Below are 22841 nucleotides of genomic sequence, written 5' to 3'. Positions count from 1 at the left end.
TCTTTACTGGTTCTATCAGGCCATTGTATAATGATTTAGTGGTTTGACAGCTTTCCATTTTTTTCTACTTGTTTTTACGAGTTTCTGCGGCATGTTCCTACACGTGTCTATACATGAAGCAGACCTTTTTCTATATTATATGGCTCCCACACTCTGGGAAGGGGGTGACACAACAGATGAGTAAGAAGAGCACTCATAGTTCCACAGAACACTCTCATTTACTTAAGCAAGTTAGAGGAGGAGAACAAAAGGTTATGAAGAAAAGTTTATCTCTGGTCGTTACAGGCGCACTCGTAACTTCCGTATTCGCAAGCTCCGCATTCGCGGCTGAACTGACGACGCAACAGAAGTTCGACGCACTCAAAGCAGCAGGTATCGTTGAAGGCTACCCAGGCGGTTCCGCTGGCCTCGACAAAAACATCACGCGTGCAGAAATTTCCAAAGTCGTAGCGCTGCTTCAAGGCCTTGGCCAAGACGCTGCTTCCTCGAAATACAAAGACGTAGCTACCAACTACTGGGCTAAAGGCTACATCGGCGCTGTAACGAAAGCCGGCATCTTCAACGGTCTCGGCAACAACCTGTTCGGCCCTACGCAAAACGTAACGGTTGAGCAAGTTGCTAAAATCATCGTTGAATCCGCTGGCCTGACTGCTAAAGCCGACGCTGCCGTATCCGGCGCCGTAAGCGCATGGGCAAAAGGCTACGTGGCAGCAGCTATCGAAGCTGGTCTGATCGACCAACAAGCTTCTTACAAAGTAGCAGCTACCCGCGGCCAAGTATTCGAAGCAGCTTATGAACTCTCCAACGCATCCGCTGTTTCCGTTAAATCCGCTGTTGCTGTCGACGAGAAGAACATCGAGGTTACTTTCTCCGACGGTCAAGTGGTAAAACAAGCTCTGACGACTGCACTCGTAGCTGGTCAAGCGACGAAAGTAGACGTTACGTACAACGGCAAAACTTACTCCGTAGAAGTTACGCTTCAAGCTGTTAAAGCTACTGAAGCAGCTCAATCCGGCGCTAAAGCGATCACGGTTAAATTCAACCGCGCTCTGTCCGCTACGGAAAAAACGTACCTGGACGGCGGATTCAGCGTGAAATCGACTCTGACTTCTTATCCTGTTACGGCTAAATTCGCAGATGACAACAAATCCGTTGTCCTGTCCGCTGTATACCTGCCAGCTGGCGACTACACCGTAACGGTCAAAGGTACGGATGCTCCGTTCACCGTTAAAGTCGCTGCAAGCGTAGCTTCCAAAATCGACATCACAACTCCAGCTCTTCAACTGGCCGATAATGTCGATCTCGGCGTGAAAGTCCTCAATCAATTCAACGAAGACATCACGGCTACTTCCGGTACGTACAACTACATCACGGCTGTGAATAGCACCCGCGGTACGGTTTACAACGTTGCCAACGGCAAAATCAACCTCGTCACCGACGGCCAGGCTGCAGGCAGCCTGACGAAAACGCAAGAGGGCGACACGATCAACGTATCGGCTGTCTACCCAGCTGGCGGCCTGACAACGACGAAAGCTCTGAAAGTCGTAACGGGCAGCTCCGCTACGAGCATCGAGCTCGGCGAAGTTCAACCGCTTAAAGACAAAACCCGCATCTCCGCTGGAGACAAAGGTCTTGTGCTTCCTCTGACGCTGAAAGACGCAACTGGTCAAACGATCAAGCTGACGGCTGGCACGGTCAACCTGAAACCAGTTGAAGCAACTGCTGGCGTTTACAGCAACTACGTTGTAAAAGACGGCCTGTTCATCTCCATTAGCGACTACCGCATCATCGACTCGCTGATCGTTGACAAAGACGGCGTCATCAAGTTCAACGCTGGCGTTGCTGGCACGGCTACGATCGTTATCAGCAACCCTAAAGCTGGCGTATCCAAATCCATCAACGTTGTCGTTAATGGTGCAGGCTCCATCAAGAGCTTCCAAATCGGAGCTTCCGCTAGCATCGTTCAAGCTGGCAAAGCAGCAGTCTTCCCGTTCGTAGCCGCTGATCAATTCGGCAACGAAATCAAAGGCACTGACCTTCAAAAATACCTGGATAACGGATCCCTGAACATCTCTTCCAACATCCCGGTTACGAAAAACATCAACGCTAAAGGCGATCTGGAGCTTACCTTCGCATCGGAAGGCTATGCTTACGTTGTAAGCAGCATTCCTAACGTAGCTGTCGCTCCTACGACCCTGAACGTTCAAGTTGTGAAAGCAGCTTCGACGGTCGGCGTTAACGGCATCAAAGACGTAGTAACGACGCTTGAAGATGATGCAGCCGTTACTTTCAATGGCGACAACATCGTTCTCGTTGACAGCTACGGCGGTACGGACACGGCTGCTGCCAACACGTACGGCGTAGAAGTTACGGATGGCAATGACGTTGTGAAATACGAAGGCGGCAAGCTGGTAGCTCTGGCTCCAGGATCCGCTACTGTAAAAGTAACGTCCAAGACGGCTGGCGCAGAAGCCTACAGCTTCACGGTTAATGTCGTAGAATCCTCCGACATCAGCTCGTACAGCATCAAATCCGTAGGTACTGTATATGCAGCTAAAGCGGTTGGCGCGTACACGAAAGGCGTTAAACTGGTCGGCAAAACTTCCGGCGGCGTAGAAGTAGCCCTGAAATCCGACGCAGCTCCATTCGTATCGAGCTCTGATCCAACGGTTCTGTCGGTATCCAGCGACAACCAAGTAACGGGTCAAAAAGCTGGTAAAGTAACGCTGACGGCTTACAACGCCAACAGCAAATCCATCGCTACTCAAGAAGTAACGGTTTCCGAGGAAGCTCCAGTTGCGAAAACGGCTGAGTTCAAGAAATCCGAGTACTCCGTAGCGATCGGTGGCGACGTACAGGTTGCCCTGACGGTTAAAGACCAATATGGCGTTGAAGTTTCTCCTTCCGCTAAAATCGGTTCCAGCAACGAGAAAATTGCTACGGTATCCGGAACTACGGTTCATGGCGTAGCAAAAGGTTCTGTAACGATCACTTACGTTAACTCCGCAGGTGTTATGGCAACTGCAACAGTTCTCGTAGGATAATTGAAGCTTAACCATAAAGAGCAAGCAGGAATTCCTGCTTGCTCTTTTTTTTTATATTTTTCCTTTAGCCTTTGCGAATTAGACGAAACAATAGATGCAGTGTCTGCGTCTAAAACCATATATGGCAATAGGAGGAATGAAAGTGCGGCGTTCGATATGGATCAAGTCAGGGGTCGCCAGCGTTATGGCAGCCGGGCTGATGCTGCAAGGCGGGGAAAGTATATTCATGGTTCATCAAGCTCAAGCGGCTGCGGCTAAATCCGTCACACTGTCTGGACAAGCTGTATCCTTGAACTCTACCAGTCGGTTAAGTATACGGGATGCTCATTTTCTTATGCAGGATAAAGGGAAGGTACTTGCTTACACCATTATGATTACGAATACAGCCTCCAAGTCTCTGGATCTTTCCGATTATTGGCTGAGAGTAAAGAGCAAATCAGGAAAATCGTTCAAATCCACAGTTATTGAAGGCGATAAGGAGAAAACCTCCGTCCCGGCCAACACGAGCCAGTACATAACTTATTATGCTGTCATCGATTCAGCAACCAAGCTGAATGACTTGGTGTTTGAGGTCGTAAAGTGGGATTTCTCTGCAGCTAATTACGAACGCAATTTGGGCAAGATTTCCTACCCGGCCCAAGCTTCGGATCAAATCACCGCATACCAGCCAGGAACGATGCTTTATGGCAGCGGTAAATTGAAAGGTGCCGTCAAGCAGGCTTTTATTACCAAGGATAAAGAAAATGGATATGTGACGATAAACTATCTTCTGGAAAACGTTGGTCAGCAGGTCATTGATTTATCAAAGACGGTATTCAACCTCCAAACCCAGAGCCTTTCCGTGTACAATGTTTCAGCAGTAGGGATGGAAGGCTTGACTATTCAGCCGAGAGAGCGGAAGGTTATCACGCTTCGATCCACAATCCCGGCTTCAGTTGTATCCAAACCGCTGTCGATGGTCGTGTCCATAAATGATGAGGCCAGCAAAGTCAGCCTGCCCACAGGAGTATTTTCCCTGCCGTCCCTAAAGACGCAAGCTCCGTCCGAAGCAGGACAGCCTCGTGTCGTCTACATGGATGGACAACCGGTGACAACAACAGCTGGTCAAGCGTTTCTAAATCAAAGCTCGGGAGGCCAAGCTTTATCCATTGACTTCAGCTTAACCAATACCGGGACCTCTTCGGCTGCCGCGGGCGCCTTCGATTTCTTTCTTGTGACGAAGACAGGAGCCAGTTACGCTCTGACGTATACAAAAGAAGAAAATGCATCGTTGCTGCCAGGGATATCCAAAACACTTAGCCTAAGTGGAAATGTCCCCTCCAGTGTAACAATAGCCGACTCGCAGCTTCTAATGAAATCGACCGCAACGGAAAAAATAAAGTCCTATGTTATCGGTGCTTATTCGCTGCAGGCAGCATCGCAAGAGGGAGGATTGGGTTCGGCCTTCAGCTACAACGACTATAGTGTCCAACTTAAGAGCATCAACCGGATGCCGAACCAGGATAACGATATGCTCGTAGCGAACATGAGCATTACCAACACCAGCAGCGTGGCGAAACAGATTCCGGCGCTCGGGGGTTACTTCATGGTCAACGGTGTCCGCATCGGAACGGAACAAAAGGCGGTTTCGCTTGATCAGAGCGTTACGTTGGCTCCAGGAGCTACATTTGAAGCAATCGTATCTGCCGAAATTCCGTACAGCACGACCATTCAGCAGATCTCCTTCGTGAGCACGGAGCCTGCTGCAGACAAGCCAGGCAAAATGCTTTATCAGTTCACTGGCCAGCAGCTGTCGGAGATCAAGACCAGCACGATTGGAACGCCTTATGTTATTGACGGAACAGGGCAGAAATCATCGATTACCATTAAGAGGACAGCAATCTACAAATCCGATGCCGCCCAGACTTTTTACACGGAGCTGGAGGCCGTCAATAAGGAAGCGAGATCGGCGCAAATCGCATCTGTAGGCGGTTACCTGGTGGATAAGAATGGACTGTCAGTACCTATTCAGTTCGCAGAGTTGAAGGATCGGATCAGTCCAGAAGGAAAAGCGCTTCTCGCAGCATGGGCGCAGCTCCCGCGTGCGTTCAGCGGCGATTCCTATCAACTTGTTCTCGGACAAACGGTAGGCTCTGCCGGATCTGTGGCCCCGCCATCGACTGAGCAGCCTTCAAGCGGGGGCAACTCGGGTTCGACCGGAACAGCAAATCCTTCGACACCGACAACTGCTACCGTCCTGGCCAAACCGACAGCATATACTTTTATAGGCTCTGCGGGGGATGAAACGGCAAGTTCATTGAAGGAGCTTAAAATAGGCGGGTATACTCTGTCGTTGACAAAGACTGCTCTCTTCCTCAATGCAAAGGATTTGTACACGGTAGACGGACTTAGACTACAAACGATGTACAGCCTTCAGCGTGATTCTCAATATGAAGCGATTGCGGGAACCCATAAGCTAGTGGTTGAGGTTGTCAATCAAGACAACAACAAAACTACGGTCAGCAAAACCTTCCAGATTGGTGCCGGAGTGCAAGGTTCAACGGACGATATTCTGAAGGAGGGGCAAGATATCGACTTCAAGATTTTCTTCAGCGATCCGGATATTCAGTCTAAGCTTCAATCCAACAGCAAATACAGACTTAACATATACGATGTATTTCAGGGCTCTCAGATTCGCATTGCTTCAAAAGAATATCCTTGGTTCATTATTAGCGAATAGAAGTATTTAGGCCGTACCGGCAAAATGCGGTACGGCTGTTCTCTTTGATTGTGAGGAACGTCTAGAGCTCTCTGCAGAGTGGAGCAATTCTGGACATGAAAGTAGAAGTATAGTAGAGTGGTAGATTATTGAAGGGGTCTTGCACGAAGGCGAACGACTACATATAAAAAAGAAGAGATGGAAGGAGACAAAACAGGCATGGGCAACAAAGGGACGAAAGGCTTGAAGTGGACAACGCTGACTTTGACGCTTGCGGCCGGCGTATGGACGGGGACGCACTGGACCACCTTGGCCAACTCACTCGGAGGAGACGCATCTGCGGCCGCATCGACCAGTGCAGCCGGTTCGTCTGCAGCAGCAGTTCCCGGTACGGCTGAAGATCCGGTCGTCACGAAGAGTTATGTGGACCAAAGGCTGGCCGAGCTGGGTCTCGCCTCCGGAGGAAGCACGCCTACGGCAACGCCTGCCCCGACAGCAACGCCAGCCGCAACGGCGACAGCGGCTCCGAAGCCGACGGCGACACCAAGCGGAGGCAGCACGGATGGCGGCACGGAGGACGATGGCGCGATCAAGGTCATCAACGTGCCGGTAGGCAAAACGCTGATCGCCGCCGATGGAGCAGAAGTGGTGGTGCGGGCAGGCAAGGCGGTCGCCTACAGCCCGGACAGCAACGGCATCGCGGACGTAACGGACGGCATCGACATCAAATCGGGGGCTGCTGTGCCGCAAAACCACTTGATCCTCTTCCCGCGGGGAGGTAGAGGCGTTTCGAGCGCTCCGGGCATGAAGACGGGCCTTACGGTCATGGTCAAAGGCAGTTATGAAATCAAGATGCAGCCGTAGCCATATTCAAAATGGATGAATTAGGATTATGAGCGGATCAGCTGAAAAGATAGGCTTAACCCACCTATTTGAATTAGATTGAACAATTGCTTAATTTTAGAAATTCGATAGAATTGAAATCCAATTCGAATCGATAGTAATCTCCGATTTTCCCTTAACTATTTGCGGCTTTTCGCAAATAGTTATTTTTTTCCCGTGGTGACAATATGTTCGACGCTTAGCGTCTCCAGGCCGGAGGCAACCTATATGCACATCCTTATCCAAACCTACTGGAGGTGCTTAGATCATGGCTAGATCCAACCGTGTTGTCGTGCCTGCAAGCAAGGAACTTCTTAATCAGATGAAATACGAAATTGCCGGAGAGCTTGGCTTGTACTCCGCCCCCGCTCCCGGAGCAGGGGATACAGAGTTCGCCGGAGAGCTTGGAGAGGCAGGGCACAGCTCGCAGCCGACGGTGCATTGGTCTTCCCTGGCAACACGCCAGGCGGGATCGGTGGGAGGCGAGATTACGAAGCGTCTCGTCGCCAAGGCCGAGCAATCCCTCTATGGTCTCTAAACTTCACATGAGGACGCAGTCCAAAGGAGATTCTCCAAAAACTTCCAAGGAATGCCGTCCATTGACACTATGCGACAGTTCCGCTATTATAGTGTCCTAGAAGAGTTGTCTAACGACCTTTTCCAATGGGAAAAGGTTGATTTTTTGTTCAGGACTTTTCTCATTATATGGTTCTAGGAGGTCGATCAGCTTGTCCCTTAAAGGAAGACACCTGTTTACTTCGGAATCCGTAACGGAAGGCCATCCCGATAAAATATGCGACCAGATTTCTGACGCAGTTCTCGACGCTTTCCTTGAAGTGGATCCCTATGCCCGCGTTGCCTGTGAAGTATCCGTAGCGACTGGCCTTGTGCTCGTCATCGGCGAAATCAGCAGCCGCGCCGACTACGTGGATATCTCCGCAATCGCGCGCCGCACCATCAAGGAAATTGGATATACGCGCGCCAAGTACGGCTTTGACTCCAGCACCTGCGCGGTTCTGACTTCTCTCAACGAGCAGTCGGCCGATATCGCCCAAGGCGTCAACGCCGCGATCGAAACCCGCGAAGGCAAAGACATCCAGCAGGAAAACGAAGACATCGGAGCAGGCGACCAAGGCCTCATGTTCGGTTTTGCAACGAATGAAACGCCTGAGCTGATGCCGCTTCCGATCGCGCTGTCCCACCGCATTGCCCGCCGCCTGGCGGAAGTGCGCAAGAACGGCACGCTGGAATACCTTCGTCCTGACGGCAAAACGCAAGTAACGATCGAATACCAGGACGGCAAGCCGGTCCGCGTAGATACGATCGTGGTCTCGACGCAGCATGACGAAGCGATCTCCCTGGAGCAGATCCAAAAGGATATCCGCGAGCATGTCATCGCTCCGGTCGTTCCTCAAGAACTGATCGATGGAGATACGAAATATTTCATCAACCCGACGGGCCGCTTCGTTATCGGCGGACCTCAAGGCGATGCAGGCCTCACAGGCCGCAAAATCATCGTCGACACCTACGGCGGCTACGCCCGCCATGGCGGCGGCGCGTTCTCCGGCAAGGATCCGACGAAAGTCGACCGTTCCGCGGCATACGCGGCCCGTTACGTGGCGAAGAACATCGTCGCTGCCGGCCTGGCCGACAAATGCGAGATCCAGCTTGCTTACGCTATCGGCGTAGCCAATCCGGTCTCCATCAACGTGGACACGTACGGCACCGGCAAGGTGGAAGAGGAAAAGCTCGTCGAGCTGATCCGCTCCAACTTCGACCTGCGTCCTGCAGGCATCATCAAGATGCTCGACCTGCGCCGTCCGATCTACGGAAAGACGGCTGCATACGGCCACTTCGGCCGTACGGACATCGATCTGCCTTGGGAGCGCGTCGACAAAGCCGCTCTGCTTCAGCAGGAAGCTGCTCTTGTATAATCGTGTTTCCGACCACCTCCGCTCAGCCTGAGCGGGGGTTTTTTGCGTTTCAGTATTGGTTCAGTTCTCGATGAGCAACCTACTTGATCCACGCAGGCACCTGAATATGGACGTAGAAGATGGTTGCCCGTAGCATGCCAACTTCCAGTGAATTCTAAACATTCCTTATTTGGATACCGACAAAGAAACTACAATGGGTTACAAATCGGGGAGTGAATTCAGTTGGCTGGAAGAAAAAGCAGAACGATCATGATTGGCGCAGTGACCTTGCTCATGCTTGCGAATGCCTGCCTGCCTGCAGGCGGATGGCTGAGGCTAGCCTCTGCCGCGGCGGGGGGACCGCTGCTGTCGGCCAAGCTGCCGGCGGACGACGCGGTACGGGTGCCTGCCAACTCCAGATTGCTGATGACCTTCGACGAGGCGGTCGTGAAAGGAAGCGGCAGCGCGGGCATAAGCATCCGCAAAGTATCCGACAACACGGAATGGGCAAGGTTCAACGCCGACGACGGAAGAGTCCAGGTGGAAGGATCCCGGGTATCGATCCAGCCGGATAAGCCGTTCGCTTCAGGCGAATCCTATTATGTGCTGCTGGATGCAGGGGTATTTTCGAATGCGTCGAACGGAGCTCCTTTCGCTGGGATTTCGAGCGCCTCGGAATGGAACTTCAGCGCGGCGGAGCCGGATACAATTCCGCCCGACGTTGCGGCCGCAGCTCCGCAGGGCGGAAGCGTGCCGGTATTCTCTTCCCTGCAGCTGAACTACGGGGAAATCGTCTTTCCATCGGAAGGCTCGCTGCAGTTGGTCAACCGGACGACAGGCGATGCCTTGTCCGTCAGCGCTGTGTCCCCATCCGTTACGGGCGGCGGAAGCCAGTCGCTGACGATTGTTCCCCCTTCCGTCCTCGTTCCCGGACAAGAATACCGGATCGATGTTCCCGCAGGCTGGGTGCAGGATGCCGCAGGCAACAAGAGTGCTGCCTACTCGTGGAGCTTCACGACGGGAAGCTCTCCGGTCGGCATCGTGGAGAAGCAGCCTTCGCCAGGATCCGCAGGCATTGCGCTGGATACGGGCCTGAGACTGAAATTCGACAAGACGGTAACGTCAGGAAGCACGCCGAATGCTCCGAAATACGTGACGGTGAAACGCGTCGCGGACAACGTAACCGTCACGAGCCTGAATACGTCGGGAATGACATACAAGCCGGACGGAACGGTCGAAACAGGTTTGGACAGGCAGCTGGCTGGAAGCACGGCATACTATGTGCTTGTCGATCCGGGAGCCTTCCGCAGCGGAGACATGCTGTTCGCAGGCATCGGCAGCGCGGCGGAATGGACGTTCACAACCCGTCCGTCTATAGGGCAGCCGCCTGCCATGGCCAAGCTTGAGCCGGCCTCTGGAGGCGTCCTCGGCGCGCTGGACGGCAAGCTGCGGATTACATTCGACAAAAACGTATTCCCGGGAACCGGCTATGTGACGATAAGGAATGCGGGAAGCGGCGCGGCAGCGGCTACGATCCCGGTTACCTCGGAGCTGCTGTCCGGGTTCGGAAGCAACGTCATCACGATCAATCCGGGCTTCACGTTTTCCGAAGGAACCAAATATTATGTCGAGATCGGCAACCAAGCCTTCCTGGACGAGAGCGGCAACCGATATGCGGGACTGAGCGGAAGCAGCGCTTGGCCTTTCACAGTCAACAGGGATTCGACGCCGCCGTCCATCGTATCCATGCTTCCGGTGAGCGGAGCAACGTCCGTGTCGACGGTCTCACCGCTCAGGCTCGTATTCAACGAAGCCATCCGGCTGGCGCCGGGCGCCAAAGCCTTGCTTCACCGGAGCGGAAGCTCCACCCAGACTTATCCGGTTTCCCTGTCCATCGCAACAGATAATGCCAATGCTCTTCTCATTAAACCGGATGCCGCGCTTCCAGGATCAACGCAACTGTATGTGGAGCTCGGCGTGAACAGCGTGACCGACTTGGCCGGCAACGGCTTCAGCGGCATTCTGAACGAATACCAGTGGAAGTTCACGACGATGGCGAGCGGCAGCGGCACGCCTTCGCTTAGCAGCTTGGCAGCCGCCAGCTCGACCAGAATTCAACTGATCTTCAGCATGGAGCTTGACAGCGGTTCGATTCCTTACCCGGCAAGCTTTTATGTCACGGTCAACGATTCGCCAGCGGCCCGTGAGCTGGCAGGAGTCGAAGTAAGCGGCAGCACGGCAACGCTTATTTTGCGGTCCCCGGTGCTCAGCGGCCAGAAAATAACGGTCTCTTATTCGATCCCGGGAGAAGGCATGCCCGCGCTCCGGAGCCTGTCGGGTGTCCGCGCATCGGGCTTTACCGGCAAGGAGATCCAATATGACGAGACTTCCTCGCTCCCCAAGGTGACAAGCGGCGTTCTGAACGGAAGCTACGTCACCCTCCAGCTCAGCAAGCCGGTTCAGGCCCTGCAGACTGGAGCCTTGTCCCAGTTCGTCCTATACGTCAACGGCTCCTATGTCCAGCTGACGGAGGCGGCAGCGTCGGGCTCGACCCTTCTGCTTCGCTTGAGCAGCCCGTCCACGAGCGGGGGGAGCGCATACGTCAACTACTCTCCGGGCACGGCTCCCGTTGTCGACCAAGCGGGCAATCCGCTTGGGGCATTCAGCACCTATTATGTCCAGAACATGCTGGATACGACGAAGCCGGTGCTCAGCAGCATCATCGCGGGAGGGAATACCGTTACGCTGAATTACTACGAAGGCCTCCACACGGCGAAGATGCCTTCATCCAGCCGCTTCACCGTCATGAACGGGACGTCTTCCATCGGAGTCACAGGAGTAAGCATCGAAGGCAGCAAGGTGACGCTCAAGCTGAGCGGCAGCCTGAATGCATCCGTCGGCCTTACCGTCAGCTATACCAAGGGCAGTCCAGCCTTGGCGGATCTGGCTGGAAACGAAGCGGACTCGTTCAGCGGTGTGCCGGCATCAATGTTCACGGCAAGCACGACGCCTACCTATCTTTCCGGCAGGGCGGACGGGGACACGCTGACGCTGGTATATTCCGGAATTCTGGACCCGGCATCCGCGCCGGCTCCAAGCCAATATTCCATTCGTGCGGACGGCGTGCTCATCCCTGTCAACAGCGTCGGCATTGCCGGTTCCTCGGTCATTCTGAAGCTGAGCCGTGCGGTGGCTTCGGGACAGGCAGTTACCGTGACCTACACGCCCCCAACCTACAACCCGTTGCGACAGGTAGGAGGGGACAGCGCCGCATCGCTATTGTTGGCATCCGCAACCAATGCTACAGGTCAGCAAGAAGGCTCTTCGTCCGGCGGCTCGCAGCCGGCAGCGGTCGGCCAGCTGACCTTGGCGGACGTAACCGTCAATCAGGACGTATCCCCGGCCGGAAGGGCGGCCAGCCGTTATTCGGTTCTGAGCGACAGTCTGATTCTCGCTTACCAGAAAGCTCGCAGCGCGGGTTCGGGTACGGATAAAGTCATCTTCAAGGTGCCGGACGGCCAAAAGGCAGGCATGGTCGCCTTGCCGGTCTTAGCACTGCAGCAGGTGCTCGCCGCCTCGGCGACAGCCTCCTTCGAGCTTCAGTACAATGGCATCTCCACGGTGATTCCTCTCCAAGGAATCGACTTCGCCAAAACGGCCTCCCTGCTCCATGCAGGAGGTCCGACCGGCTATCTCTTGCTGTCGATCGACGACAATCCGGCGACTCTGGCGGGGGGCTTGCAGAATGCCGTCACGAAGGGCGGCCTGCAGGCAGCCTCCAGCGTCATCGGCCTCGACATATCGGTCATCGGCACGTCGGCGACGTCGGTCGACCGGAAGAAGCTGAGCGGTCTCAGCCGTTATGCTTCCACCACCTTGCAGACGGCATCAAGTCTGGTGCCGGCATCTGCGTCCACGGTGTTCCTCGACGATGAGACGGCCATGCTCAGCTATGTGCCGACCCGGATCAGCGGGCTGTCCGTGACGTTCAAGCATAAGTCCGGCGGCGTCTTCGTCGTCGTGAGAGGCACGCCCGTGCTCAGCGACGTGAACGGACATTGGGCGAAGAACGATATCGTCGCTCTGGCATCCAAATCGATCGTCAGGGGCAGAAGCGCCAATTCCTTCATGCCCAAAGCCGACATCACCAGGGCGGAATTCGCGGAGTACATCGCAAGGGCCCTTGGCCTCAAAGGCGACCGCGCATCGGCATCGGCCTATAGCGACATAACGTCAGGGTCGGCGACCGCTTCTTATATCGGAGCGGCTTCGGCGGCCGGCATCGTGCAGGGAAGCGGAGGGCAATTCCGTCCGAATGCGGCCATCTCCCGCCAGGAGATGGCGGCGATGATGGTCCGCGCCATCGAAGCCTCCGAGATGAAAATCATTCCGGCCAAGGATAATGCCTCTTACCTGGCGAATTTCAAGGATAAGGGCAAGATCAGCGCCTGGGCACAGCCGTATGCGGCCAAAGCGGTCTTTGCGGGCATCGCGAACGGCCAAACCGCCACCGCGTTCGCTCCGCTGGGTCAGGCTACCCGCGCAGAGGCGGCCGTCATGCTGAAGAGGATGCTGCTGTATCTCGGCATGATCGACATATAAATAGAACGGAAGCTGTCCTGCCGGCATCATCGATGCGGCGGGGCGGCTTCTTTTTCTTATGATGGGGCATGGTCCTTTTTTCAGGCAAAGATTCTTGATCGCAGGTCGGTCACGGTATTTCCTTCCTTCAATTCTAAGAGATTATTAACATAGAAAAAGTCAATCATTGTCGAATGGTTGAAAGGACTATTCTATCAGACCCTCTTTGGTCGTAACTTTTTTCCATTCTGGAAGTCTATTTATTCGTAATGACAGAGTTTCAGACTCGCAGAATGAGTGCCATCCAGATAGGAGAGTTGCAATCTTTATGTCCAATGAAAAGAACCAAACGGCTGTCCATGCCCCTTCGGCCCCTACATATAAGCATCCTCGCCCGCTCGGCGGCGGCCGCAGGGTGCTCGTTACCGTGCTTGGCGCTGCCCTCATCGTGCAGCCGCTGCTGGCGATTGCGCCTGCGCTGCCAGGCGCTCCGTCCATTCTGTCTCCATCCGTCGCTCATGCGGCCGAGAGCGCTCCGAAGCTGACGGTCACGAATCAGGAGATGGTCACCTCCGGCGCCCAGCGCATCGACTATCTGTGGAAGGGCACGCGCAGCGGCAAGGCCGCGCAGGCCAATATCCACGTCATCAAGGTCGATCTGACCAATCCAAACGTCAAGCTGAACGCCATCAACAATACGCAGGGCATCGTCACCGACCGCGGCAGCGTCATGAGCATGGCCAAGAATTCCGGCGCCGTTGCCGGCGTCAACGCCGATTACTTCCAGACCTCTTCCACGGACGGCGCTCCAATGGGCGCGGAGATTCTCGGCGGCAGCCTGCTGACAAGCCCGATGCAGCTGACGGGCATGTACATGTTCGGCGTCACGAAGGACAAGAAGCCGGTCATCGACCGCTACCAGTTCCAAGGAAGCGTCACAGCCGCCGACGGCTCCACGTTCACGCTGGCGGGACTCAACCAGTCCTCTTACACGACGGAATATCCGGCCAAGACGAATTCCCACTCCGATTCGCTGTTCATGTATACGAGCGCCTGGATGGATGCGGACCGCCCGGCTGGAGCGAGCTATGCGACGCCTACGGAAGTGCTCGTCCAGAACGGAGTCGTGCAGCAAATATCGGAAGGCGCAGCCTTCTCCTCCAAGCCTCCGGCTGACGGATATATTTTGCGGGCGCATGGCAAGGCGGCCGCATTCGTGCGCGATCATCTGCAGCCGGGAACGGCTGTGAATGCGAACAGCTCCCTTCAGTCCCTGACGACCCAGCAGCAAGCCGACCCGGCCAGCTTCGAGATGATGGTCGGCGGGCATACGATTCTCGTGGATGGCGGCAAGGCGGCGACGTTCTCGCGAAGCGTCTCGTCGATCAGCGGCACTACTGCGCGTTCCCGTACGGCGGTTGGTTATTCCGCCGATGGAAAATCCGTCTTCATCATCACGTCGGAGACGAACGGCAGCAGCTCGGGCTTGACGCTTGCGGAGCTCCAGCAGGCCATGGTCAGCATCGGCGTCTACAAAGGGGTCAACCTGGACGGCGGCGGCTCGACGACAATGGTCGCGCGTCCGCTCGGCGACTTCGGCCTGCAGCTTGCCCATCCGACGGAGTACGGCACGACGATGCGGCAGGTTTCCAACGGGCTCGGCGTCTTCAGCATCGCGCCTCAAGGCGCGATCAAGGGCATCAAGGCAAGCGGCTCCGGGGTGCTCTTCCTGGGCCAGTCCAGCACCTATTCGCTTAAAGCCTATGATCAGTACTACAACCCGTTGGAGCCGGGCGGCCTCAGCGCCAAGTGGAGCTCTTCCAAAATCGGCGGCAGCTGGAACGGCAACGCCTTCACCCCGACGAAGGCGGGACTAGGCAGCATTACCGTGAAGTCGGGCTCGGCTGAGGATACGCTTCCCGTTACGGTGGTGGGAGCGGAAGAGATCGCCGCTATGAGCATCGGCAGCGCCCAGGCCTCGCTGGAAGCCGGCGCGACGGTATCCGTGCCCGTGACGGCTACGCTGCGCAGCGGGCAGCAGTATACCGTTCCGCCAGAATCCGTGAAATGGGAATTCCAAGGGCTTACGGCAGCCCGCGACGGCGAGAAGCTGACCGTTCAGTCCGTCGCCGACGAGGCTGCCATCGGATACGCCATCGCCCGCTACGACGGCTTCTCCGCCGTGCTTCCCTTCGCGAAAAGCGGCGGCAGCAGCGTAGTCGCCGACTTCGATGCGGCTTCACCGGCGGCATCGTTCTCCTCTACGGCAGGCGTAACCGGCAGCACGTCCCTCCTGAGCGGACTTGATGCCTCCAATGCCACCAACGCGCTGTCCTTGTCCTATGATTTCACCGCAGGAACGACGGATACGAGAGCCGCATACGCGATGATGGGCAGCGGCGGCGTTCCGATCTCCGGCACGCCTTCGGGCATCAGCGTCGACGTCTATGGCGACGCGAGTCTCAACTGGGCGAGGGCGGAGCTGACGGATGCCGCAGGAGCGACTCATCTGCTCACGCTGGCCAAAACGGTCGACTGGAGCGGCTGGAGAACGTTGAAGGTGAATCTCGCGGATTCCGGAAAAGCCGTCAAATATCCGGTCAAGCTGACGCGCTTGTATATCGCAAGCCTGAAGGAAGGCGCCGACGAGCGCGCCGCAAGCGGACAGATGGCTTTCGACAACGTGAAGGTGGATGCTCCGGCAGCCTTGCCGGCTCCCGCCTCCGTGAAGATCGAGATGAAAGCCGGCAGCAAGACCGCCATGGTGGACGGCAAAACGACCGCTCTGGATTCCGCTCCTTATATCAAGGATGGCACCACGTATCTGCCGCTCCGCTTTGTCGCCAGCTCGCTCGGCAGCACGGTGAACTACGAAGCGGCCGCTAAACGAGTATCCGTGCTGCGGGGAGGCCAGCTGCTGGAAATGGTGATCGGCAGCAAAGAACTCGTCTCGAGCGGCAAGCGAGTGGCCGTTGATACCGCGCCGATTGAACAGAATGGCAGGACTTTAGTCCCTATCCGCCTCGTATCTGAGCAGATGGGCCTAACGGTAAAATGGGACGGAACAACCAAAAGGATTACCGTCGAATGATACAAATCTGTGCACGCCTGCTGTGGTATGATAGAGGGGACCTGTCCCTTTCATAATCAGAGAAGGAAGGTATCTCTTACGGATACCTTCTTCTCGTTTCTCCGCACTCGTTCACCGTCTTTTCGAGGCGATGGACCCTTGCGGCTTGAAACTTGTGGAGCGGCAGGAATCTCCAGCATCAGAAAGGCAGCCGTGATGACTGTGGATCACCGGATTGTGGACATCGACCGCGTTATCAAAAACGCGATTCAAGTCATGGAAGAAAGCAAATACCAAATCTATGAAATCTGCGAATCCGCGCGCAAGGAACTGGTCACGCTCGAACAGGAGCTGAATCAGGTGCTCCAGGAAACGATCCAGACGATCGACAAGGTCGACAAGCTGGAGATGGAGTACCGCCTTGCGCGCATTCGGCTTACGGAGGTAAGCCGGGATTTCGTTCGCTATAAGGAAGAAGATATCAAGAACGCCTATGAGAAGGCTACCAGTCTGCAGCTTGAGCTGATGGTGTTCCGCGAGAAGGAGACCTATCTCAAGGCGCGCAGAGACGATCTGCAGAAGCGCGTCAAGAACGTCGAGAATTCGGTGGAGAGAGCGGAGACGATCCATTCGCAGATCAATGTCGTGCTCGAATACCTTGCCGGCGATCTGACGCAAGTGACACGTATTTTGGAATCGGCGAAAAACCGCCAGCTGATCGGGCTCAAAATCATTTTGGCCCAGGAGGAGGAGCGCAAGCGGATCGCGCGCGAGATCCACGACGGTCCTGCGCAGTCGCTCGCCAATCTAGTGCTTAGGACGGAAATTGCAGAAAGAATGCTCGCCAAGCAGGAATTCCAAATGGTCCAGCACGAATTAATAGACTTAAAGGCACAGGTACGCTCCGGATTGGAAGAAATTCGGAAGATAATATTCAATTTGCGACCTATGGCATTAGATGATCTAGGACTTGTTCCCACTTTGCGTAAGTATGTGCAGGATTTTGAGGAAAAAACACGAATTCATACGGTATTCGAGACAATCGGCCGCGAAATCCGGCTTCCCTCCGCCATGGAGGCAGGCATCTACCGCTTGGTCCAGGAGGCGTTCACGAATGCGCTGAAGCATGCTGGCGCGAGCTTCGTCTCGCTGGAGCTGACCTATCAGTCGCAAATGGTGAAAATCTCGGTACAGGACAACGGGAGCGGATTCGACACGGAGCTGATTCAATCGAGGGCCAAGATCAACCAGCATTTCGGACTTATGGGAATGCGGGAGCGAGTGGAGCTGCTTGAGGGAAGAATGGAGCTTGAGTCCGCCAGCGGGCAAGGCACCAGGATTACGATTCATATCCCTACAGGCGTGGATCAAAGAAAGGAGTAACATAGCGTATGGACCTGAAGGCAGCAGGAGGCAAGCGCAAGATCAAATTGCTGATTGCCGACGATCACCAGCTTTTCCGGGAAGGCTTGAAGCGCATCCTGAACATGGAAGAGGACCTGGAAGTGATCGGGGAATGCAGCGACGGAATTCAGGTTCTGGAGTTCTGCAATCAACAACAGCCGGAAGTCGTGCTCATGGACATCAATATGCCGATCGAGAACGGGGTTGTGGCAACGGAGCGGCTCCGGGACATGTTTCCGCATATCAAGGTCATCATTCTCTCGCTTCATGACGACGAGAGCTACGTGTTCGAAACCCTGCGCAAGGGCGCGTCGGGGTATCTTCTGAAGGACATGGAGGCGGAGTCGCTGATCAATGCGATCCGCTCGGTGGTGCAGGGACACGCTTACATCCATCCGAAGGTGACAGGCAAGCTGATCAACCAGCTGCGGCGCATGACTTACCTCGATGAGATGGGCGCCAACTCCGGAGCGGCGGCAAGCCGCGAGACGGGCGTGAAGTTCGTCGCCGGCGAGAACAATCCGCTTACGCGCCGCGAAGCGGAAGTGCTTCGCCTCATGGCGGAGGGCAAGAGCAACAAGATGATCGGAGAATTCCTGTTCATCAGCGAAAAGACGGTCAAAAACCATGTATCCAGCATTCTGCAGAAGATGGAAGTGGACGATCGCACCCAGGCTGTCATCAACTCCATCAAATACGGATGGGTGACTCTCTAAAGCTTGCGAAGCCGCCTGAGCCCGCAGCTTGACCTGGACGGTACATAATAATAATAAGCCAAACCCCCCGGAGATGTCTCTCCGGGGGGTTTGGCTTTGCCGCTTTGCAGGCGGACGACGGTGCTTCGCGGGAGCGGAGAGAGGGCTGGGGAAAGTGGAAAAGACAAAAGACAAAAGACAAAAGACAAAAGATAAAGACAAAAGACAAAAGACAAAAGACAAAAGACAAAAGACAAAAGACTAGATGACAAGGTCTCATTAAGACGGAACGAGTTTCATCCGTAACCTCGTCATGTAGGAACGAATAACATCCATAACCCCGCTAAGTAGAACGAACTCGCCCCCGCCTATTCTCCGAATTTCTTTTTATCACAGATGCATCCCGGCCGCCGTAACGCCCAGAGCGAAAAAGGCATATGGTACAGTATCCGTCACGGCATTCCCCCTTCGAGCCGTTCCGCGGGAGCGGCCACGGCCAGGACTCAAGGCCAGCCGGGTTCGAGGGATTCGATGCCGCGTGAGAGGAGAAGCGGCCCATGATAGATATTTTGCTCGGCGTCATTGGTTGTTACGGTGTTGCGGCGGCGGCAGTGCACATGGCTTCTTACGTCATGGCCAAGGTTCCCCATGCCGACAAGCATTACATTCTGATGACCCGGAACGATGAATTGCGATTGGAAGGATGCATCCGTTCGCTTCACCGGTTCTCCAAGCTGACGGGGACGTCTGTCCGGATCACCGTATGGGATCGAGGCTCGACAGACGATACCGCCTTTATCGCTACGCGCTTCGGAGACGGGATTCGGCTGGTGACCGTTTCCGACATGGACAGCGGGAACAATCGTGAGAGAACGGAAGAACAGCCGGAATCCGATTCGGAGAGAAGCCGGATGGGAACGGTCGGAAGCGAAGCGGGTGAGCTTGGAGCTGCATGGACCGGAAGCGAAGCAAGTGAGCTTGGAGCTGCATGGACCGAAAACGAAGCGAGTGAGCATGGAGCGGCATGGATCGGAAGCAAAGAAACGGGTAAGCCTGGATCGGCATGGACGGGAAGCGACGATGGTGAGCTTAGAGCGGAATGGACGGGAAGCGACGAGGCTTCGGCCTCCTCGAAGCGGCAATCCCTCGGGAGCTCCAAAAAAGGTGGACGCGATGATAGGCTGTTGTGGAGCCTGCGCAGCCATGGAATCGTGAGGGAGCAGGACCAGCCGGTGCTGGTGGATCTGGATCTTCCGGAGGATTGGTTCAAGCTGCCGTTCTGAGAAGGAATGGAGCCTGCGCTGTCGTGTCGCTGAAGGATCGCTAGCCAAGCGGCGGCAGCCCGGTTATACTAATGCTGTATTCATTTAGGAGCGGAACAGGTGAAGCACACCCGTCGGCGGCGAGCCGCAGGGGTGTGCTTTTTTTTGCGTCCTCCTGCCGCGGGCATGCGGTTCCCTCAGGGAGGTTGAGCAAATGGAGGCAGCGGTATATATCAGCCGATCGTCGTCAGGGAATTGGCAGGCAGGTTTGACTATCTTTCCAGAGATCGACCGGCTGTGGTTATTGAACGCGAAGTGGAGGAAGGAAGCTTGCAGCGCTGCTGGAGAGGAATTTCGTCCTGGCGCAGAGGAAGTGCTGGCATGCGGCATGCTTCCGCTGGATATTGCCGTCCGGGTTGCGGAGCTGTGGGAAGAAGCCGGCTTGAGGAGCACAGGCCATCGGCCTGCTGCGGAGATGCTGGCAAGCTGCGCAGCCGAAGCGGAACGCCAACGCGGAGAAAGAGAGCCGGCTCCACAGCGGCAGGTAGTCCGCTGGGAGGCGGACTTGGCCGCAGATCCGGCTGCAGCGCCGGGCGGAGCGGCCGAGCTGGCGCGCGCGGCCTGCGCAGCCGCAACCGGGCTGCAAGGCCGCGCGCTGCTTCGCGGCGAGGCGCATGCGCTGCTCGGCGGCGGTGCCGGAGCCGCCGGCAGCTGCGACGCCGCGCTGCAGCTAGCGGCGCTGCTAGGCCGGCTGCGCCTCGGCAGCGCCGTTGCCGCGCCAGCGGGGCGCGGGCGGCCCGGCGGCTTCGCCGCCCTCCGCTGCCGGCGCTGCGGCAGCGGCAAGGCTCAGCTGCGGCGCGCGGAATGCGCGTCGTGCGGGCGCCGCAGCTGCGCCTACTGCGAGGCATGCCTCGCCATGGGCCGCAGCCGCGAATGCGGGCTGCTCGTGCTAGGCATGCCGCAGCCTAGCCGGCGGGCGGCAGCTCCCGCCCCGCCGCATGCATTGCCGCCAGCGGCGGACAGGCTGCGCCGCTGGCGGCTGAGCCCCGCGCAGAGCGCCGCAGCCGCAGCCGCGCTGCAGTTCATCGAGCGGCCGGATCAGCCCGGTTCGGCTCATTACGCAATGCCTGCAGCGGCATTATCCCGGCCATCTGTCATCGCTGCTGTCCCCCCGGACACTCGTTCGGACGGTTCCGCAGCGGCGGAACGGGTACAATCCGAGCTCGGCCGAAGGAGTTCCGTGATGGCAAGGGTTCCAGCTCTGTTGTCCGATTTGGCCGGAGCTTTCCGTTCCCGCTTTTGCAGCCCGGCTGCCCCTCTTCCGGCATTCCTGATCTGGGCGGTGACCGGAGCAGGCAAGACGGAGATGGTGTTTCCGCTGCTGGAGTCGGTGCTCTCCAGGGGAGGCCGGGTGCTGGTGGCGGCGCCCCGCCGGGATGTCGTCCTGGAGCTGGAGCCCCGCGTCCGCCGCGCCTTCCCGGATCAGCAGGTAATCGCTCTCTACGGAGGAAGCTCCCAGCGTTGGGAGAGCGGCTCCATCACGCTGGCGACGACGCATCAGCTGCTCCGCTTCCGGGAGGCCTTCGATCTTGTGGTAATGGACGAGATCGATGCCTTTCCTTATGCGGGCGATCCGCTGTTGGCCCGTGCCGCCGCAGCCGTCTGCCGCCGCGGCGCGCCGGTCATCCTGCTCACGGCGACTCCCGGCCGGACTCTCCGGCAGCTCGCCCAAAGCGGCCGGCTGCCGCATGCCAAGGTCCCGGTCCGCTACCACGGCCATGCGCTGCCGGTTCCCCAGCGTCTTGCCTGTCCGCCAGCAGCGCGTCTGATCGAAGCGAGGAGCCTTCCCCGCAGCCTGGCGAAGGCAATCCGGATTTCTCTGGCGAGAGATGCCCAGATCTTCGTATTCGTCAGCCGAATCCGGCAGGTGGAGCCCCTGGCTGCCCGTCTGGCAGATTGGTTTCCCGGTACGGAGGTGGCGGGCACCCATTCCCAGGATCCCGAACGCGGCGACAAGGTGCTGCGGTTCCGCGAACGAGGCATTCGGCTGCTGGTCACCACGACTATTCTCGAGAGGGGAGTGACGGTTCCGAAGAGCGATGTTTTCGTCCTGGACGCCAATGACCGTATTTTCGGGGAAGCATCGCTGGTGCAGATCGCAGGCAGAGCGGGCAGATCGTCGGATGACCCCGGAGGCAGGGTATATTTCGCGGCGCCGGAATATACGGGTTCGCAGGCGGGTGCTATCCGTCAGATCCATTCGATGAACCGTCTGGCCGGCAGCGGAGCGCTCGGAAGGCCGGGCTCGACCTGCCGGTCGGAGCCGGGGAGCCGATCATGATGGCGCAGCTGCACCGCCCTGCCGGCACCGGCGATAGAACCGGTCCATTCCTGCCTGGAGGAGAGAAGCCGTCCTTTGTATCCTCGCGGCTGCGCCGCCTTCTGGACCTCCTCTCGCCGGCGCCGGCGCGCTGCATCATGTGCGGCAAGCCATACCGGCCGGGAGCTCCCAACTCCCAGGGCATCTATGCGACGACATCTCTTCCCCCGGATTCATTCCCTAGAGCCTGGCAGGATTCCCTATGCCGGCCATGCAAGGGAGGCATTCCATGGATACGGAAGACGGTCTGTCCGGTGTGCGGACGCCCGGAGCAATGCGGGGACTGCCGGAGGCGGACAAATGGGGGGCTGCTTCGCAACCGGAGCTCCGTCCGTTATGATCCCTTCATGAAGGAGCTTCTCGCGAGATACAAATACAAGGGAGACGAGGCGCTGCTCCCCCTGCTCGGCGCCATGCTGCTGCCCGCTTACGAGCAGCTGGCCTCGGATGCCCTCCGCATGCGGGCGGGGCAAGGCCGCTCTCGTCCGGCTTTTGATTTGATTACGTATGTGCCGGTCAGTCCGGAACGGCTGCGCGAACGCGGTTTCAATCAGGCGGAGCGGCTGGCGCATCAGCTCGGCATGCATGCGGGCTTGCCCGTGGCTGACCTGCTCCGGCGCCAGGAGGAACGGGGCAAAATGAGCTCCAAATCCCGGAGCGAGCGTCTGCAAGCTTCCGAGTCCTTGTTCGCGGCCTCAGCGGAAGCGAAGGCGCTTCTGCAGGCAGCCGCTCTAAGCCACGCTTCGATGCCGGGCGATCCGCCTCCTTCCAGCCAGCCGCTGAGCCTTCTCATCGTGGATGATATTTATACGACGGGAGGGACGCTCGACGGCTGCGCCAACGCGCTGCATGCAGCTTCGCCTGTACCGCTCGATATCCGGTCCCTTGCTTGGGCGCGGGCTTGAGAGCGTC

General features: G+C 56.9%; 12 protein-coding genes. All 12 read left to right on the top strand.

What is annotated here, in order from left to right; genetic code table 11:
* Window positions 1-176 precede the first annotated feature (176 nt).
* The gene (locus ACLBWT_RS10140; protein WP_447662941.1) at window positions 177-3044 is read left to right on the top strand and encodes an S-layer homology domain-containing protein; all 2868 of its coding nucleotides are present in this window, start codon (window positions 177-179) and stop codon (window positions 3042-3044) included.
* A gap of 184 nt (window positions 3045-3228) precedes the next feature.
* Window positions 3229-5763, top strand: coding sequence for a hypothetical protein (locus ACLBWT_RS10135; RefSeq protein ID WP_447662940.1), 2535 nt, complete (start codon window positions 3229-3231; stop codon window positions 5761-5763).
* A 198-nt stretch (window positions 5764-5961) separates the two neighbouring features.
* A complete protein-coding gene (locus ACLBWT_RS10130; RefSeq protein WP_447662939.1) occupies window positions 5962-6606 on the top strand; it encodes a hypothetical protein in 645 nt (214 codons plus the stop codon).
* A 286-nt stretch (window positions 6607-6892) separates the two neighbouring features.
* Window positions 6893-7162, top strand: coding sequence for a small, acid-soluble spore protein, alpha/beta type (locus tag ACLBWT_RS10125; protein ID WP_447662938.1), 270 nt, complete (start codon window positions 6893-6895; stop codon window positions 7160-7162).
* Window positions 7163-7352: 190 nt separating this feature from the next.
* Window positions 7353-8558 carry a methionine adenosyltransferase gene (gene metK, locus ACLBWT_RS10120; protein ID WP_447662937.1) on the top strand — a complete coding sequence of 402 codons (1206 nt, stop codon included), beginning with the start codon at window positions 7353-7355 and terminating at the stop codon, window positions 8556-8558.
* A gap of 222 nt (window positions 8559-8780) precedes the next feature.
* Window positions 8781-13139, top strand: coding sequence for an Ig-like domain-containing protein (locus tag ACLBWT_RS10115; RefSeq protein ID WP_447662936.1), 4359 nt, complete (start codon window positions 8781-8783; stop codon window positions 13137-13139).
* 307 nt (window positions 13140-13446) lie between these two features.
* Window positions 13447-16209, top strand: coding sequence for a stalk domain-containing protein (locus ACLBWT_RS10110; RefSeq protein WP_447662935.1), 2763 nt, complete (start codon window positions 13447-13449; stop codon window positions 16207-16209).
* Between the two features lie 195 nt (window positions 16210-16404).
* The gene (locus ACLBWT_RS10105; RefSeq protein WP_447663109.1) at window positions 16405-17571 is read left to right on the top strand and encodes a sensor histidine kinase; all 1167 of its coding nucleotides are present in this window, start codon (window positions 16405-16407) and stop codon (window positions 17569-17571) included.
* 8 nt (window positions 17572-17579) lie between these two features.
* Window positions 17580-18308, top strand: a complete 729-nt coding sequence (locus tag ACLBWT_RS10100) for a response regulator (RefSeq protein ID WP_447662934.1) — start codon at window positions 17580-17582, stop codon at window positions 18306-18308.
* Between the two features lie 536 nt (window positions 18309-18844).
* Complete coding sequence (locus ACLBWT_RS10095) at window positions 18845-19570, top strand: hypothetical protein (protein ID WP_447662933.1); 726 nt, start codon at window positions 18845-18847, stop codon at window positions 19568-19570.
* A gap of 193 nt (window positions 19571-19763) precedes the next feature.
* Window positions 19764-21890, top strand: coding sequence for a helicase-related protein (locus ACLBWT_RS10090; protein WP_447662932.1), 2127 nt, complete (start codon window positions 19764-19766; stop codon window positions 21888-21890).
* Entirely contained in the window at window positions 21887-22834 is a 948-nt protein-coding gene (locus ACLBWT_RS10085) for a ComF family protein (protein ID WP_447662931.1), read from the top strand. The genes ACLBWT_RS10090 and ACLBWT_RS10085 overlap by 4 nt, the downstream gene beginning before the upstream one ends.
* The last annotated feature ends 7 nt before the right edge of the window (window positions 22835-22841 follow it).

This window comes from Paenibacillus sp. D51F, assembly GCF_053345695.1.
This window is presented reverse-complemented; position numbering and strand designations above follow the sequence as displayed.